Source organism: Gemmiger formicilis (assembly GCF_016900095.1).
Lineage (GTDB): Bacteria > Bacillota > Clostridia > Oscillospirales > Ruminococcaceae > Gemmiger > Gemmiger formicilis_A.
Genome location: NZ_JACJJP010000013.1, coordinates 1 through 17050, shown reverse-complemented (window position 1 = coordinate 17050; position 17050 = coordinate 1). Strand labels below are relative to the sequence as shown.

Sequence of the window (17050 nt, the reverse complement as noted above, 5' to 3'; positions counted from 1 at the left end):
TCTTTTATCAATCAGTGTGCTTCCAGCCAGGTCTTGCCGGTGCCAACCTCGGCGGTCAGGGGCACGCGGTACTGCACCACCTGTTCCATCTCCTGCTTCAGCAGAGCCTTGACCTGTTCCACTTCCTCCAGGGGGGCTTCCACAATCAGTTCGTCGTGCACCTGCAACAGCAGGCGGGACCGCAGGCCCTCGTCCCGCAGGCGCTGCCACACATGGACCATGGCCAGCTTGATGATGTCGGCGGCCGTGCCCTGGATGGGGGTGTTGCGGGCCATGCGTTCCCCGGAACTGCGCACCTGGAAGTTGGAACTGGCCAGTTCCGGCAAGGGACGGCGGCGGCCGAAGAGGGTCTCCACATATCCCTTTTCTTTGGCGTGGGCAATGCAGTCCTTCATATACCCGTCCACGCTGGGGAAGGTGTTCAGATAGGTCTGCAAGAACCGGTCGGCTTCCTTCACCGGAATGTTCAGGTCCTTGCCCAGAGAGAAGGCCCCTTTGCCGTACATGATGCCGAAGTTGATGGCCTTGGCGGCGCTGCGCAGCTCGTGGGTCACTTCCGACTCGGGAATGTGATAGATTTTGGCGGCGGTGGAACGGTGGATGTCCGCCCCGGAGGCAAAGGCCTGGCACATGGCCTCGTCGCCGGTGATGTGGGCCAGGATCCGCAGTTCAATCTGGGAGTAGTCGGCGTCCACCAGGGTGCATCCTTCCCCGGCCACAAAGTAGCCCCGCAGCCGGCTGCCCAGCTCGGTGCGGATGGGAATATTCTGCAAATTGGGTTCGGTGGAGCTGATGCGCCCGGTGCGGGCTTCGGTCTGGATGAAGGTGGAATGGATGCGCCCGTCCGGTCCCTGGGCCTTCAGCAGCCCTTCCACATAGGTGGAAAGCAGCTTGGCGTAGGTGCGGTATTTCAGAATATCGTCCACCACTTCGCTGTAGGGGCGCAGGCTTTCCAGTGTCTCGGCGTCGGTGGAATAGCCGCTCTTGGTCTTTTTGCGGGGCGGCAGGCCCAACTTGTCAAACAGGGCCTCGGCCAGCTGCTTGGGGCTGTTTAGGTTGAATTCGTACCCCACGGCGTCGTAGATGCGCCGCAGAATCCCGTCCAATTCCGCCCGCAGACTGTCCCCGAAGGTACGGATGCCCTCGGCGTCCACCGCAAACCCGATGCGTTCCATGTCCGCCAGCACCCGGGCCAGAGGCAGCTCCATCTCGGCCAGCAGCTTGTGCTGGCCCTGCTCGTCCAGATGCTGGGCCAGAATGTCGCAGACACCGGCCAGCACCCCGGCATCGGGGTATTCCTCGCAGGCAAAGGCGGGGGTCACCCCGTATTCCGCCGCTAGGGGCGCCACCTGGTAGTCGCTGGCGGAAGGGTTCAGAAGATACGCCGCCAGCTTGCCGTCAAACCGGATGGCCGTGCCGATGCCGCCGGCTTCCAGCGCCTTGCGGTAGAGGGGCTTGGCGTCGAAGACGAACAGCTCGGCGCCGCCGTCCAGCAGTCCGGGCAGGCGGCTTTCATCCAGAGCAAAGACCTCGCTGCCCTGCACGGCGTACCAGGCACCGCCCTCTTTGCCGGCGGTCTGGGCCAGGTAATACCGGCCTTCAAGGACCAGAGGCAGGGGAGAAGGGCTCACCTTGGGCAGTTCCGCCTGCACCTGCACGGACGATTCAGTTTCGTTCAGGCCCCAGCGGGCGGCCAGCTTGTGCATTTCCAGCTCGGCCAGCAGCTTGGCCGCGGCGGCTGGATCGCCCGGTCCCCGGCGGTAATGCTCGGGGTCGGTGTCGATGGGGGCGTCCCGGCGGATGGTGCCCAGCATGTGGGAAAGATCGGCCATCTCCCGGGAGGCAGCCAGCTTCTCCCGCTGCTTGGGCTTGATGGCCTTGTCGTCCAGGTGCTCGTACACCCCTTCCAGGCTGCCGAACTTCTGCACCAGGGCCAGGGCCGTCTTTTCACCAATGCCCGGCACACCCGGAATGTTGTCGGAGGAGTCCCCCATCAGGCTCTTCACCTCGATGAGCTGGATGGGCTCCACCCCGTACTTTTCCCGGATAGCGGCGGGGTCCATGACCAGGGTTTCCTTGTTGGTGGCCAGCAGAACGGTGGTGTGGTCATCCACCAGCTGCAGGCTGTCCCGGTCCCCGGTGGCCAGCAACGTCTGCCCGCCGGCGGCCTCGCAGGCGGCGGACAGGGTGCCCAGAATGTCGTCGGCCTCCCAGCCGGCCATGCTCACCTGGGCAAAACCCAGGTCGGTGAGCAGCTGTTTCATCACCGGCATCTGCTCGGCCAGCTCCTGGGGCATGCCGTGGCGGGTGGCCTTGTACCCGTCATAGGCGTTGTGGCGGAAGGTGGGGGCGCGCTCGTCCCAGGCAATGGCCACGGCGTCGGGGCTGTGGTTTGCCAATAAATTCAAAAGAATATTCTGAAATCCGAAAATGGCATTGGTGTACTTGCCATCCTTGGTGGTCAGCACCCGAATACCGAAAAATGCGCGGTTCAAAAGGCTGTTGCCATCCAATACCAGCAGTTTCATCTTGTCCTCCGTTAGATAAAGTTCGGCTCAAACAGCCGGGTACAGTATAACACAAATTGCGAACTTGTGGGGAGTGTGGTACAATGATTTGACCGGGCGCCGTGCGCCCGAGTGGTATTTTCCAAAGAAAGAGGTCCCCATGCAGTTACGAAACCTGAACATTCCCACCGGGGCGGTGTTTGCGCCCATGGCCGGATTGTCCGACGCGGCCTGCCGCCACCTGATGATGCGTCACGGGGCGGCCTGGAGCGTCAGCGAGATGGCCAGCGCCAAAGCCATCACCTTCGGTGATCATAAAAGCGTGCAGCTTCTGCGGGATGAGGCTCCCGGCGGGCTGTATGCCATCCAGCTGTTCGGCAACGAGCCGGAAATCCTGGCCCATGCCATTCAGATCGTGCGGGAAAAGGGCGTCAAGTTTGACATCCTCGACATCAATATGGGCTGTCCGGCGCCCAAGATCACCGGCAGCGGGGCGGGCAGCAAACTGATGCTGGACCCGGACCTGTGCGGGGCCATGGTCAAGGCCGCCCGGCAGGCTCTTGGCCCCGATACCCCTCTCACCGTCAAGATGCGCATCGGCTGGGATGAGGAAAATCTCACCGGTCCCCGGGTGGCTGCCGCCTGTGAAGAAAACGGCGCCGACCTGCTGGTGGTGCACGGCCGCACCCGGGAACAGATGTACATTCCGCCGGTGAACGTGGAAGCCATCGCCGAGATGAAACGGGCGGTGTCCATCCCGGTGCTGGCCAACGGCGACATCACCACCGCCGAGGGCGCCATGGAGATGATGGCACGCACCGGCTGTGACGGGGTGATGATCGGCCGGGGAGCGCTGGGCGACCCCTGGCTGTTTGAGCGGGTGCGGGCCGCCATGCTGGGCCAGCCCCAGCCCGCGGAACCCACCCTCAACCAGCGCATGACCGCCCTGCGCAACCAGATTTATGAGATGTGCGAGGAAAAAGGGGAGTGGGCGGCCATGCCCCAGGCCCGCAGCCAGGCCATGCATTATATGAAAGGGCTGCGGGGGGCGGCGGCTCTGCGCCGCGCCTGCGCCACCCTCTCTCACTTTGAGGATGTGGACAAACTCATCGACGCAGTCTACCGCTGCCAGGAATAAGGCTTAAAACCGTCCCCGGGTCAGCTCGTCCAGATTCTGGGTATAGCAGGGGAGCATGTGTTCCATGAAATAATCCGCTTCGGGGCAGTGCATCTCCTCCAGCGCCCGGCGCTGCTGGGCCATGGCAGCCTCAAACTCCCGGTTCCCGGCCTGGCTCTCCTCCATGCACTTGATCAGGGCCGAAAGCCGGTCCGCCGCCTTCAGCAGCTTGCGCTCCGGCTCGGTCAGCGCCGTGCCGGTCAGGTACAGCACCCCGGTGTTCTGCAATTCCGGGGGCAGCAGCCCGGCCATGGCCCGGGCGCTCTCGGCTTCCACCGCCTTGTAGGCGGTGCGCAGCGCTTCATTTTTATATTTCACCGGCGTGGGCATGTCCCCGGTCAGAATCTCCGGGGCGTCGTGGTACAGCGCTGCGGTGGCCACTGTGTCCGGCCGGATACCCGCCCCCGTGCCGGTGCAGTTCTGAGCGATCAGGCACAGGGTGTGGGCAATCAGGGCGGTGTCGGCAGTGTGTTCGCTCAGGCTTTCGGGCCGGCCGTTGCGCATCAGCGCCCACCGCGTGATGTATTTCATCCGCCCCAGAAGGGCGTTGAAGGGAAACGTTTTCATCTTTCGAAGATCCTTTCGCTGACAATAAATTCAGTATACCACATTCCCCGGTGTTGGAAAACGGTTTTTTCCGTCCAAAGGAGGGTTTTGCCATGCCGTTGCTGCCGTTGCGTGCGCGCCGCACCTGTTACTGGCAGGTGTTCGGGCTTTGCCTGGCGCTGGCGGCCGTGTTGTTTGTTCCTCATTGCATCATCGATGGAGTCACCGGCGGTTTCTTTCATTATGCGGGCGATTTCAATGACCAGATGATCCCGTTCTACGCCTATGCCAACGATTTCATCAAGCAGGGCGGCAGTTTCAGCTGGGCCACCGACCTGGGCAGCGGGTTTGTCAATGCCTACTCCTATTATTGCCTGGGTTCCCCCTTTTTCTGGCTGACCATGCTCATTCCGGCCCGGTGGATGCCCTTCACCATGGTGCCCATGCTCTGTCTGAAATTTGCGGTGGCCGGGGGCGGTGCCTATCTGTGGATGCGCCGCTGGGTGCGCAGCGAGGAATGGAGTATCATCGGTGGGGTGCTGTATGCCTTCTGCGGCTTCAACCTGTATAACATCTTCTTCTTTTTCTTTCTGGATGCCCCTGCGCTTTTCCCTTATATGCTGGCTTCCCTGGACGACGCGGTGCTGGACGGCAAACGCGGCCGGTTCCCCTTCTGGGCAGCACTGAACCTGCTCAACAACTACTTTTTCTTTGCGGGGCAGGCGGTGTTCCTCATCGTCTATTTTGTCTGCATGTGCGTTTCCGGCCGGTATCGCCTGAGCCTGCGCCTCTTCGGCCTCCTGGCGTTCGAGACGGTCCTGGGCTGTGCCATGGGCTGTGTACTGCTGATTCCCGCCGCCCTCTCCCTGGTGCAGAATCCCCGCACCATTGACCCCTTCACCGGATACGGGTATCTGGTGTACGGCAAGGCCCAGCAGTATCTGGCCATTCTGTACAGCGCCTTCATGATGCCGGACGCCCCCTATCTCACCGACATGTTCAACGAGGGCATCACCAAATGGACTAGCCTGACCGTTTACCTGCCGGTGGTGGGCATTGCGGCGGGACTGGCCTTCTGCCGTGTCTGGCGGCGGCATCCCTTCACCCGTATCCTGAAAGTCTGTGTGGTGTGTGCCTTTGTGCCGGTGCTCAACAGCGCCTTCTACGCCCTCAATTCCAGCTATTACGCCCGCTGGTTCTATATGCCTATCCTGATTCTGTGTGCGGCCAGTGTCATGGCCCTGCAAACCGAGAGCGTCCGGGAAACCGAGATCCCCCGGGCCCTGGGCCTGGCGGCGCTGGTCACCCTGTCGGCGGCGGCCTTTGCCCTGGTGCCCAACAAGGATGAGGACGGCAATTTTGTGCTGGGCGTGGTGGACAACCAGTACCGGTTCTGGGGACTGTTTGCGGTGAGCATCCTGGGCGTGGGGCTGTTCGCCCTGATCCTGCGCCGGGGTCTGCGCCATCCGCGGCGGTTCTCCTCCTCCCTGCTGGCGGGAATCCTGGGCTTTACCTTTCTGTATGGCACGGTGCACGTGTCCATGGCCAAGTACGGTCAGTGGGAGCACGACCTGGATTATCCCGCCGAAACCTGGGGCGACGTGGAGGAACTCAACGCCGAACTGCCGGATGACGGGTTCTACCGCCTGGATGCCTATGAGTGCTACAACAATATGGGCGTCTGGCTGGACAAGAGCTGCATCCAGTGCTTCCACTCCACCGTGGCGCCCCATATTCTGGAATTCTATCCCACGGTGGGGGTCACCCGGGACGTGAGCTCCAAGCCGGATGTGGACCTGTACGCCCTGCGGGGGCTGCTGAGTGTGCGCTATACCCTGGTGCCGGAGGATAAGGCAAGTGACTGGGAAGAAAAGATGACCCAAAGCTGGGCTTTGGTCAGCTCCACCGACCACTACGACATCTACGAAAACCAGGACTGGGTCCCCATGGGCTTTACCTACGACTACTACATCACCGCCGAACAGTTTGAGCGGGTGCCGGAGGACGAGCGTGCCCAGGTGCTGATGAAGGCCCTGCTGCTCACCGACGACCAGATCGAAAGCTGGGCCGGGCTGCTGCAACGGCTGCCGGAGGAGATGCTGGAACAGCGGGACTACGAAACCTATGTGCAGGACTGCGCCCAGCGCCGTTCCAGCGGGGTGACCGGATTTACCGCCACCCGCACCGGATTTTCCGCCCTGAGCAGCCAGGAGAAGGAAACCCTGGTCTTTTTCAGTGTGCCCTATGACGACGGGTTCACCGCCACCGTCAACGGGCAGCAAACGCCCATCCTCAAGGTGGACAACGGCCTGATGGCCGTGCCCGTCCCGGCGGGGGAAAGCGAGATTGTCTTTACCTACCACACCCCTGGTCTGGGGCTGTCGGTGCCCGTCAGCCTGGGGGCGCTGGGGGTGTATGCCGTCTACCTGGCGGTGCTGCGCCGCCGCAAACCCGCGGCAAAAGTATAAATAAGGTCTTTTATTTGAGAAGGAGAAACCATGAGCAACTACGCCGAACAACTTGCACAGGAACTGTCCCTGTCCGTCCAGAACGTCCAGGGCGCCATTGACCTGATCGACGCAGGCAACACCATTCCGTTCATCGCCCGTTACCGCAAGGAAGCCACCGGTTCCATGGACGACCAGGCGCTGCGCACCCTGGGAGACCGGCTGGAATACCTGCGCGGCCTGGACAAGCGCAAAGGAGAGGTGGAATTCTCCATCACCGAGCAGGGGGCCATGACCCCGGAACTGTCCGCAGCCCTGTCCGCCGCCAAAACCCTGGCGGAGGTGGAGGACATCTACCGTCCCTACAAGCCCAAGCGCAAGACCCGGGCCAGCATTGCCCGGGCCCGGGGGCTGCAGCCGCTGGCCGATGCCATTCTGGCCCAGCGTGCCGACTTTGACCCCAAGGCCGAAGCCGCCGCTTATTGCAACGAGGAAGTTCCCGATGCCGATGCCGCCCTGGCCGGTGCCCGGGACATCATTGCCGAAGTGATCTCCGACGATGCCCGCTGCCGGGCGGAGCTGCGCCGGTACTACAAGGCTTTCGGCCAGATCAAAAGTGTGCAGGCCAAGAAGGAGGACAGCGTCTACGCCCAGTATTATGACTACAGCGAACCGCTGTCCAAGATTCCCGGTCACCGTGTGCTGGCTCTGGACCGGGGCGAGCGGGAAGGTTTCCTGAAGGTGAGTGTTGCGGTGGATTCTGACCGTGCCGCCGCCATCGTGGCCTGGATGTTTGCCCGCAAAAAGACCGGCGGCGCCAGTGCGCTGGTGGTGGAGGAAGCCGCCAAGGACGCCTACAGCCGTCTGATTCATCCCAGCCTGGAAAACGAGCTGCGGGCCGACCTGACCGCCAACGCGGCGGAAGGTGCCATCTCGGTTTTCGGCGATAACCTGCGCCAGCTGTTGCTGCAGCCGCCCATCCCGGGCAAGGTGGTCATGGGCCTGGACCCCGGCTACCGCATGGGCTGCAAGGTGGCGGTGGTGGACCCCACCGGCAAGGTGCTGGATACCGGCGTGGTGTATCCGGTGCCGGAGTTCAAGAAGGTGGACCAGGCCAAAGCCCGGATCAAGGCCATGGTGCTGCAGCATCACGTGGAGCTCATGGCCATCGGCAACGGCACCGCCGGGCATGAGACCGAAGAATTTGCCGCCCAGGTCATCCGGGAACTGGCCGCCGAAAAGGGCCTGCACCTGCAGTATATGGTGGTCAGTGAGGCCGGGGCCAGCGTCTACTCTGCCTCCAAGCTGGCGGCGGAGGAATTCCCCCAGTTCGATGTGAACCTGCGCAGCGCCGTGTCCATTGCCCGGCGGCTGCAGGACCCTCTCGCCGAACTGGTCAAGATCGATCCCAAGGCCATTGGGGTAGGGCAGTACCAGCACGATATGCCCCAGAAGCGTCTGACCGAAACCCTGGACGGCGTGGTGGAAGACTGCGTCAACTCGGTGGGGGTGGACCTGAACACCGCTTCGGCGCCGCTGCTGCGCCGGGTGGCGGGCATCACCGCCGCCACCGCCAAAAATATTGTTTCCCGCCGGGAGGAGGAAGGCGCCTTTACCTCCCGTGCCCAGCTGAAAAAGGTCAAGGGCCTGGGCCCCAAGGCCTTTGAGCAGTGCGCCGGCTTCCTGCGTCTGCCTGGTGCCAAGAATCCTCTGGACGGCACCGCGGTCCACCCTGAAAGCTATGCCGCCGCCAAGGGTCTGCTGGATGCCTGCGGGTACACCGCCGCCGAGATTGGTACCGATGCCATGCAGGAGCTGCCCTGGCGCATCAAGGCCAAAGGTGCGGCTGCTCTGTGCCAGACCCTGGGGGTAGGGGAACCCACCCTGATGGATATCGCCGCCGAACTCTGCCGACCCGGCCGGGATGTGCGGGACAGCCTTCCCAAGCCTCTGCTGCGCAGCGATATCATGAGTATGGAGGACCTGAAACCGGGCATGGAACTCACCGGCACCGTGCGCAATGTCATTGATTTCGGTGCTTTTGTGGACATTGGCGTGCATCAGGACGGGCTTGTGCACATTTCCCAAATCTCGGATCGTTTTGTCAAACATCCCCGGGATGTGCTCAAGGTCGGCCAGGTGGTAAAAGTCAAGATTCTGGATGTGGACACGGCAAAAAAGCGCATTGCACTGACAATGAAGGGCGTGGCACAATAAAAAAATCGGCGAAAAACAGGCCAAAACCGAAAAAACGTTTCATTATGGAGTAATGTTGTGCTTATGAGACGTACAGTACAAGCAGAAACTATGCGAAATATGGAAAAAATGGCCCAAATACAGTAAAATAAATACTAAAAAATAAAAATATACATACAAAAACATAAAAATATGTGATATATCTTTCTGGGTGTTCACCAAAAATTGTAGGAGCCGACAAAACCGAAAATGAAGAATTAGCCCTTTTGTGCATCATGTAGAAAACCGGGGCGCCCTGTCTGCATTTTGGAATCCCGGCCGATAATCATGCTATAATACCCATGCAAGGCAAAGGTAAGGAGCTCGGCTCCCACCGCCTTGCCCGCGCCGGAATAGGCCGGCGCGCGGGGATATGTATGGAGGTCTTCAATATGGTAAGACAAGTCAAGGTTTCCAACTTCACCGAAGTTCAGGGGATCGTGTCTGCCGCTGCCAAATGCTATAACGAGGTTGGCGTGCATGACATGAAGGGCAGCATCGCCGATGCGAAGAGCATCCTCGGCATGATGAGCCTGGACTACAGCCGCCCTGTCAAGATCGTCTGCGACGATGAGCAGGAGCTGGATCGTGTGGTTCGCGCCGTGAAGCAGTAATCTGAAAAAAAGGAAACCGCCCCTTTGCGGGGCTAAAAAACAGGACCCGTCCCTTTTGGGGCGGGTCTTTCTGTTTGCCTTGACGAAAAAGCCAAAAAAGGAACGGGCGGTGTACCACGGCACACCGCCCGTTATCTATCTGGCTCAAAAGGAATCAAATGACCTTGTGGTCCATCCACTTGCCGCGCACAAATCGTACCATAAAGAAGATGCTGCGGCAGATCCAGTCGATGAACATGCCCAACCATACACCCAGCAGGCCCATGTGCATCTGCAGCACAAAGAAGTAGCTCAGCAACACGCGGAACAGCCACATGCTGAAGATACTCACCGACATGGTGTATTTGGTATCGCCGCCGGAGCGCAGGGCGTTGGGCAGGGTAAAGCTGCAGGCCCAGAAGAAGATGCTGAACATGGCAAACCAGTGCAGAACCTGTTCACACATGGCCGTGGCTTCCGGGGTCAGGTTGTAGATCCGGCACAGCAGCGGTGCACCGATGAACAAAAGAATGTTGGTGGCGGCCAGACCCGCCAGAGCGATTCCCAGCAGCAGCCAGGTGTAGCGCTTGGCTTGTTTCTTTTCGCCGGCACCCAGGCACTGGCCCACCACCGGGATCATGGCCAGGCTCATGGTATTGCCGGGAATGTTGGTCAGACTGCTGATGGAGTTGGCCACCGCATTGGCCGCAATGGCGGAAGTGCCCAGGGTGGAAGTCAGGCTGCTCACGCACAGTTTGCCAATCTGGAACATTCCGTTTTCCAGGCCGGAAGGGATCCCGATGCCCAGAATCCGAAGAATCATGCTCCGGTCAGGGCGCATATCCCGCAGATGCTCAATACGCAGCGGATTTTCAAACTGCTGTTGTTGCCAGAACACCCAGCACGCCGCAAAAATACGTCCCACCAAGGTGGCCAGCGCCGCGCCCAGTACGCCCAGCCCGAACCCGTAGATCAGCAGGGCGTTGCCGGCAATGTTGATGATGTTCATAACCAGGCTGGCCAGCATGCTGATGCGGCTGTTGCCCTGGGCCCGGAACAAAGCGGCACCGGCGTTGTAGGCGCCGATGAAGGGATAAGAGATGGCGCTGATGATAAAATAGGTCTGGGCAAAGTTCATCACGTCGTCATCAATCTGACCGAACACCAGCCGCAGAATGGGGCGGCAGAGCACCAGGGTGACCAACATCACCGAAATGGTGGACACGGCCAGGACCATATACAGCTGGGCGGCGCTGCGACGGGCGTTTTCCTCGTCGTGACGGCCGATGTACTGGCTGCCGATCACGGCGCCGCCGGTGGCCAGGGCGGACAAAATCTGAATGATCAGAATGTTGATGCTGTCCACAAGACTTACGCTGGAAACAGCTGCCTCACCGACGCCCGAAACCATCAGTGTATCGGCCATGCCCATGGTCACGCTCAGCAGCTGTTCCAGCAGCATGGGAAAGATCAGCCGCCGCAATGCACTGCCGCTGAACATGGGTTGACCTGATCGGACCTGTGCCGTGTCTGTCATCTTTTGCCGCACTTCCCCGTATGTAAATTTTGGCGAAACGCCGTGTAAAGTGTATTATACCCGGCAGGGAGAACAATGTCAATATCGATGCAAAAAGGATAAATCTTGCACTTAAAAGTGGGCAATTTAGGTGCGGCTCGTCTTTGCCGATGGAGAAAAACAGAACCACAAGAAAGACAAAATCCTCTTTTTGTGCAGAAAAAGGGGCTGTCCAAACCAAGACCGGTGCGCTATAATAAAAGTACGGCCTTCCCAAAAGGGGAAGGCCGCATCCACAGGAAATCTTTCACATTCAGGAGGGTGTGTGTTTGTTCAGATACCGGTATACGGTGGGAACCGACACACACAGCTGTGCGGCAATCTCCCCCACGGCACCCTTTATGTTCATGACGCCGGTTTCGCTCAGGCGATGGACCACATCCACCTTTTCCTGCACCGACATGCGAGCGGGCGGTATTCCGGATTCCGCCACCACAGCAGCAATGCGCTGGCGCATCATGGCGGCCAGGGTGGGCTCGTTGTCCGTTGCTTCTTCCTTCCGGGACTGCTCCAGCGCAAACCGTTCCAAAACGGTTTGCATGGCATTATTCAGTTCCCGGGCAGCGGTTAAATCTTTGGTCACGCACAAAAGTCCGCAGGGATGTGCCACATCTCCGATGGGGCAGACGTGGCAGCGAAGATCCGCCAGTGGACTTTCCGATGGGACCGCAACCAGCCGACTTTGGCCGTCGGAAAAGCCGGCATCCACCAGTTTCCGCAGGTCCTCGGGCAGGGGAGAGCCCGGCAGATGGCCGGGGCGCGGGTGACAAACGGTCATTAAAGAATGTTCCGGGTCGGAAAGATCATACACACAAATTTCGGTGCCGGAGCCGCAAACTTCTGCCCAAAAAGGGGCGAGCTGTTCACACAGTGCCAAGGCTTCATTGTCGTGCACGGGACCACGCTCCCTTATCTATATTTTGCTATTTTGGCGTTAATACCGCTTTTGTACAAAAAAATAAAAACGATATCACTTTATTAAAAAATAACAAACTTCTTCTGTTTTCGCAAGCGGCAAGTTGCACAAAGCGGGGTAGAAAAAATTTCTGTTTGGTGCAGCGATGGGCTGTAAATTGCGCTTTTTGGTCACAATATTCCGCCTTTGCAGGCTTTATTATCGGAAAGGAGATTGCAGTATGCATTACGATTTTACCTCTCATCTGGAGCGCCACGGCATGGACGCCATTGCTGTGGACGGTGTGGGCCACGGCTGGGCACCGGCGGCCCCGCGGCAGGGCTTTGACGTGATTCCCATGTGGGTGGCGGATATGAATTTCCCCACCCTGCCGGACATTCCCCAGGCCATCTGCCGCCGCGCCCAGCATCCGGCGTTCGGGTATTTCAGCCCCACGCCGGCCTACTACGAAGCCATCCGCAACTGGCACAGACAGCGCAACGGTGTGCAGGACATCCCGCAGGAGGCCATCGGCTATGAAAACGGTGTTCTGGGCGGGGTGATTTCCGCCCTGGCTGTGATGGCGGCACCCGGCGATGCGGTTCTGGTGCACAGTCCCACCTATATCGGCTTTACCCATAGCCTGGAAAACGCCGGCTACCGCATTGTACACAGCCCGCTGCACCTGGATGAGAACGGTGTCTGGCGCATGGATTTTGCGGATATGGAAGAAAAGCTGAAGCAGAACCACATCCATGCCGCCATTCTGTGCAGCCCCCACAATCCCTGCGGCCGGGTGTGGACCCGGGAAGAACTGACCCAGGCCATGGAGATCTATCGCCGCAACGACTGCTACGTGATTTCGGATGAGATCTGGTCGGATATTCTGCTGGACGGCCACAAGCATATCCCCACCCAGTCCATCAGCGAGGATGCCCGGCAGCGTACCGTGGCCCTGTATGCGCCCAGCAAGACCTTCAATCTGGCCGGCCTGGTGGGCAGCTACCACGTTATTTATAATGAATGGCTGCGGGACCGCGTGGATGCGGCCGGCAGCAAATCTCACTACAATTCCATGAACGTGCTGTCCATGCATGCCCTGGTGGCAGCCTACAGCGAAAACGGTATGCAGTGGGTGGATGAGCTCTGCCAGGTCCTGAGCGAAAACGTCCGCTATGCCTGCGAGCATATTGCCGCCCACTATCCCGGTGTTACCCTGGCTCATCCGGAAGGAACCTACATGCTGTTCCTGGATTGCAGTGAATGGTGCAAGGCCCATAACTGCACCGTGGAGGACGTCATGCGTGCCGGCTGGGATGTGGGCGTTGCCTGGCAGGACGGCCGCCCGTTCCACGGTCCCTGCTCCATCCGCATGAACCTGGCGCTTCCGCTGGATCGTGTGCAGGAAGCCTTTGCCCGTCTGGATCAGTACGTGTTCAACGCATAAGAAAAAGGGCATCCCCGTTCAAAAGGCATGCCCTTCCAGATGCAGTAAAAATTCTTTGGCTTCCAGCCCACCGCCGTAACCGCCCAGCCCGCCGTCAGCGTTGATCACCCGGTGGCAAGGCACCACAATGCTGATCGGATTGCGGTGGTTGGCCATGCCCACGGCCCGGGATGCCTTGGCGTTGCCCGTCATGGCGGCCACCTGGCCGTAGCTGCGGGTTTGTCCGTAGGGAATCTGCAGCAGTGCCCTCCACACCCGCTGCTGGAACGGGGTGCCGTGCATGGATAAAGGCAGATCGAAGGTGCGCCGCTGTCCGGCAAAGTATTCGTCCAGCTCCTGCGCTGCCTTGCGCAGAAGATCGCTGTCGGACCCGGCGGGGGCTTTACCTGCATCCCGGACATAATAAATCCCGCACACACCGCCATCGTCGGCACAAAGGCGCAAAAGCCCCACCGGCGTGGTGTGGTATACCATGTGCGTGTATCCGTTTTCCATAATACTGCGGCTCCTTCCCGGTCCGAACCCTGTTTTTGTGCTCATCATACAGGTTTTGTGCCGGTTTGACAAGGGCATACCCCGGTGCACTGTCGCATACCCCTGTTAAAAGGATAGAAACGGGGAGGACAGCGCCATGAAACAAAAGAAAAACGGTCAGTCAGGCACCGCCTGGCGGCCCGTGGTCCCCGGTCTTGACCGCCATATCCGGCGGCGGGTCTGGGCGTTTGCGGGTTGCCTGGCGGTGCTTTGCTTTGGCGGACTTCTGGTGCGGCTGTTTGTGCTGCAACTGTTGGACCCAGGGGGATATGCCGCCCGCGCCGCGGACCAGCAATTGCGGGATACGGTGGTGCCGGCCCCCCGTGGGGAAATCTACTCGGCGGATGGAACTCTGCTGGCGGCCAGTGAAACCTGCTGGACCATACGGGCGGCGCCGCAGGAACTGGCGGACGAACTGGTGGAACCGGCCGCCAAGGCATTGAGCGAGATTCTGGAGATTGATGAGGCGGAAACCCTGGAAAAATTCAGTCAGCGCAGTTCCAACGACTGTTTGTTGCGACGCCGGGTGGATCGGGAAACGGCGGATGCGGTGCGCCGCTGGTGCGAGGAGAACGGCGCCGAGGGCATCCAGATCCGGCAGGATACCCGGCGGGTGTATCCCCAGGGAGATTCTATGGGGTGCCTGCTGGGCTTTACCGATGTGGACAACGCCGGACTGTGGGGGCTGGAACTGGAATACAACGAAGCCCTGACCGGGGAAAACGGCCGGGTGCTGACCGCCAAAAATGCCTGGGGATACGATATGCCCGAAGAGTACAGCACTCTCATCGAGGCAGTCCCCGGCAGCAGCCTGACCCTGACCATTGACGCCAACATCCAGCACATGCTGGAAGGTGCACTCTCTGCAGCGGTGGCGGAACACCATGTGGCCGCCCGGGGCGTGGGAATTGTGATGGACGTGCAGACCGGAGCTATTTTGGCCATGACCACCAAACCGGATTACGACCCCAACGATCCGCGCACCATCGTGGACGAGGAGGTCCGGGCCCAGGTCAACGCCCTTTCGGGAGAGGAACGCAGCCAGGCACTGCAGGTGGCCCAACAAGCCCAATGGCGCAACAAGGCCATCAGTGACTTGTACGAACCGGGCAGCGTGTTCAAACTGATCACCTGTTCGGCTGCCCTGGATACCGGTGCCGTCACGCCGGAATCCCAGTTTGTCTGTGCGGGTAAAATCAATGTTTCGGGAACCACGTTCCGCTGTGCCAACGGGCACATCCATGGGCTGGAAACCCTGGCCCAGGGGCTGGCGGCTTCCTGCAACCCCTGTTTTATCCAGGTGGGCGCCCGGCTGGGCAAGCAAGCCTTCTGTGATTACTTTGCTGCCTTCGGTCTGCGGGAAGCCACCGGCATCGACCTGCCTGGCGAAATCAAGCGCAGCGAATATTATACCGCCGACCGGATGGGGCCGGTGATGTATTTTGGACCATGATTTTTCTACATATTAACGTTGAAAAAATTATAACATATCGGGGGCTAAATTGCAACGGCAAAGTGCGCCTATGGAAAAATACGCCAATCTGTAGTACCATAAGAAATATAGTAACACCAATTTCAGTGAGGTATATTCCATAAAAAAGATTGACGCACACCTGCATGTGGCACAGATCGTGGCCGGATATTGCCGGCGGGGCGAACTGCGCGCCATCGGCGGCGGCAAGGCCGCCTGGGGCAACGGGGAAGTGTTCGAGCTCTTCCCCCAAAACGGCGACTACGGCGAGATCAACTTTACGGCCGAGAAGGCGCTGGCCCTGATGGACCGGAACGAGGTGGAGCGGGCGGTGCTCATGCAGGGGAGCATGTACGGCTTCCAAAACCGCTACCACAGCGAGCTGATCCGGCGCTACCCAGACCGGTTCTGTCCCACCTGCACGGTGGACCCCTTCATGACCGACGCTGTGCAGACCATGGAATATTTCTTTGAGAAGCAGGGCTTCCGCGCCGCCAAGTTCGAGGTCAGCAGTGGCGGTGGCCTGATGGGCTGCCACGACCCCTTCGACCTGGCCGGCCCGCAGATGCGCCCGCTGTTTGATATCATCGAAGTCCATAATGCCACGGTGGCATTGGACGTGGGCGATCTGACCATGCCCAGCCATCAGCCCTGGAGCCTGGCCCGCATCGCCGAGGACCATCCCCGGATGAAGCTGGTGGTCTGCCACCTGCTGGCACCCATGCCCGGCCGGAAAAAGGAACTGAACCTGAGTCTGGAACTGCTGAAAAAGCCCAACGTCTGGTTTGACCTGGCGGCTTTGCCCAAGATCGTGGCGCCGGGCACCTACCCCTATCCGGCGGTGCACGAGACCCTCAAGTTGGCAAAATCCATTGTGGGGGCGGACCGCCTGCTGTGGGGCACCGACGCGCCTTTTGCGGCCACGCAGGACAGCTATGAACATCTGACCGATTACCTGATGAAGGGAGATGCCTTCACCCAGGCGGAATTGGAGGATGTCTACTACAACAACGCCAAGCGTGTGTATTTTGATGCCTGAACCATCGGACGGAGGAAAATTGCGGAGCGCTGAGCCGCAGCGTCCGCATCATTTAAGGAGGAACGGCATGAACCTTCAATCCATTCATCATATCGCTATTATTGTTTCGGACATACAAGTCGCCAAAAAATTCTATGTGGACAAGCTGGGTTTTCCCGTCATCCGGGAAAACTACCGGGCCGACCGGCAAGACTGGAAACTGGATTTGCGGGTGAACGAGCAGACGGAACTGGAGATTTTTGCGGAAAAGAATCCGCCCAGACGGGTGAACCGCCCGGAAGCCTGCGGCCTGCGCCATCTGGCTTTTCAGGTGGACAATGTAGACGATACGGTGCGGGAACTGGAACAGATGGGAATTCCTTGCGAGCCGGTGCGCCTGGATGCCTATACCAACAAAAAAATGACCTTCTTTTTTGACCCGGACGGTCTTCCGCTGGAAATCCACGAATGAACCATGTGCCACATAAAATAACAAACAGCCTGCAGGGTCTCGTGCTGAACTGCCCCAGAATTAGTAGACATGAATAAAAAGACCCTCGTGTAGTGGGGACCTTAACAGGACTGGCGAAGCGTAAGCGGAGCC

13 protein-coding genes are annotated in these 17050 nt (G+C 59.7%); 8 read left to right on the top strand and 5 right to left on the bottom strand.

Features of this window, described 5'->3' with window-relative positions; all coding sequences use genetic code 11:
• Nucleotides 1-11: 11 nt before the first annotated feature.
• A complete protein-coding gene (polA, locus tag H6B15_RS07710) occupies nt 12-2528 on the bottom strand; it encodes a DNA polymerase I (RefSeq protein ID WP_204647421.1) in 2517 nt (838 codons plus the stop codon).
• A 139-nt stretch (nt 2529-2667) separates the two neighbouring features.
• Between polA and dusB the strand changes: the two genes are divergently transcribed.
• On the top strand, nt 2668-3645 hold the full coding sequence (gene dusB, locus H6B15_RS07705) for a tRNA dihydrouridine synthase DusB (protein ID WP_204647420.1): 978 nt from the start codon (nt 2668-2670) through the stop codon (nt 3643-3645).
• A 3-nt stretch (nt 3646-3648) separates the two neighbouring features.
• Here the strand turns inward: dusB and yfbR are convergent, their stop codons facing one another.
• Entirely contained in the window at nt 3649-4251 is a 603-nt protein-coding gene (gene yfbR, locus H6B15_RS07700) for a 5'-deoxynucleotidase (RefSeq protein WP_204647419.1), read from the bottom strand.
• 92 nt (nt 4252-4343) lie between these two features.
• Here yfbR and H6B15_RS07695 point away from each other — a divergent pair, with 92 nt between their 5' ends.
• From H6B15_RS07695 to H6B15_RS07685, 3 genes are all read left to right on the top strand, one after another.
• Entirely contained in the window at nt 4344-6698 is a 2355-nt protein-coding gene (locus H6B15_RS07695; protein WP_204647418.1) for a YfhO family protein, read from the top strand.
• A gap of 30 nt (nt 6699-6728) precedes the next feature.
• Nucleotides 6729-8894 (top strand): Tex family protein, encoded by a 2166-nt coding sequence (locus H6B15_RS07690; protein ID WP_204647417.1) that lies wholly within the window; start codon nt 6729-6731, stop codon nt 8892-8894.
• Nucleotides 8895-9304: 410 nt separating this feature from the next.
• Nucleotides 9305-9526, top strand: a complete 222-nt coding sequence (locus H6B15_RS07685) for an HPr family phosphocarrier protein (RefSeq protein ID WP_204647416.1) — start codon at nt 9305-9307, stop codon at nt 9524-9526.
• Nucleotides 9527-9680: 154 nt separating this feature from the next.
• Here the strand turns inward: H6B15_RS07685 and H6B15_RS07680 are convergent, their stop codons facing one another.
• Together H6B15_RS07680 and H6B15_RS07675 are read right to left on the bottom strand one after the other, a co-directional pair.
• Entirely contained in the window at nt 9681-11006 is a 1326-nt protein-coding gene (locus tag H6B15_RS07680; protein WP_243424327.1) for an MATE family efflux transporter, read from the bottom strand.
• 328 nt (nt 11007-11334) lie between these two features.
• Entirely contained in the window at nt 11335-11976 is a 642-nt protein-coding gene (locus H6B15_RS07675; RefSeq protein ID WP_204647414.1) for a helix-turn-helix domain-containing protein, read from the bottom strand.
• A gap of 241 nt (nt 11977-12217) precedes the next feature.
• Here H6B15_RS07675 and H6B15_RS07670 point away from each other — a divergent pair, with 241 nt between their 5' ends.
• On the top strand, nt 12218-13423 hold the full coding sequence (locus tag H6B15_RS07670; RefSeq protein ID WP_204647413.1) for a MalY/PatB family protein: 1206 nt from the start codon (nt 12218-12220) through the stop codon (nt 13421-13423).
• A gap of 18 nt (nt 13424-13441) precedes the next feature.
• Here the strand turns inward: H6B15_RS07670 and H6B15_RS07665 are convergent, their stop codons facing one another.
• Nucleotides 13442-13918: a methylated-DNA--[protein]-cysteine S-methyltransferase gene (locus tag H6B15_RS07665; protein WP_204647412.1), complete on the bottom strand. Its 477-nt coding sequence runs from the start codon at nt 13916-13918 to the stop codon at nt 13442-13444.
• Nucleotides 13919-14054: 136 nt separating this feature from the next.
• Here H6B15_RS07665 and H6B15_RS07660 point away from each other — a divergent pair, with 136 nt between their 5' ends.
• The 3 genes from H6B15_RS07660 to gloA2 all read left to right on the top strand — a co-directional run bounded on the left by H6B15_RS07660 (nt 14055) and on the right by gloA2 (nt 16918).
• Nucleotides 14055-15410: a peptidoglycan D,D-transpeptidase FtsI family protein gene (locus H6B15_RS07660; RefSeq protein ID WP_204647411.1), complete on the top strand. Its 1356-nt coding sequence runs from the start codon at nt 14055-14057 to the stop codon at nt 15408-15410.
• 139 nt (nt 15411-15549) lie between these two features.
• Complete coding sequence (locus tag H6B15_RS07655) at nt 15550-16467, top strand: amidohydrolase family protein (protein ID WP_204647492.1); 918 nt, start codon at nt 15550-15552, stop codon at nt 16465-16467.
• Between the two features lie 67 nt (nt 16468-16534).
• Nucleotides 16535-16918, top strand: a complete 384-nt coding sequence (gene gloA2, locus H6B15_RS07650) for an SMU1112c/YaeR family gloxylase I-like metalloprotein (RefSeq protein ID WP_204647410.1) — start codon at nt 16535-16537, stop codon at nt 16916-16918.
• Nucleotides 16919-17050 lie beyond the last annotated feature (132 nt).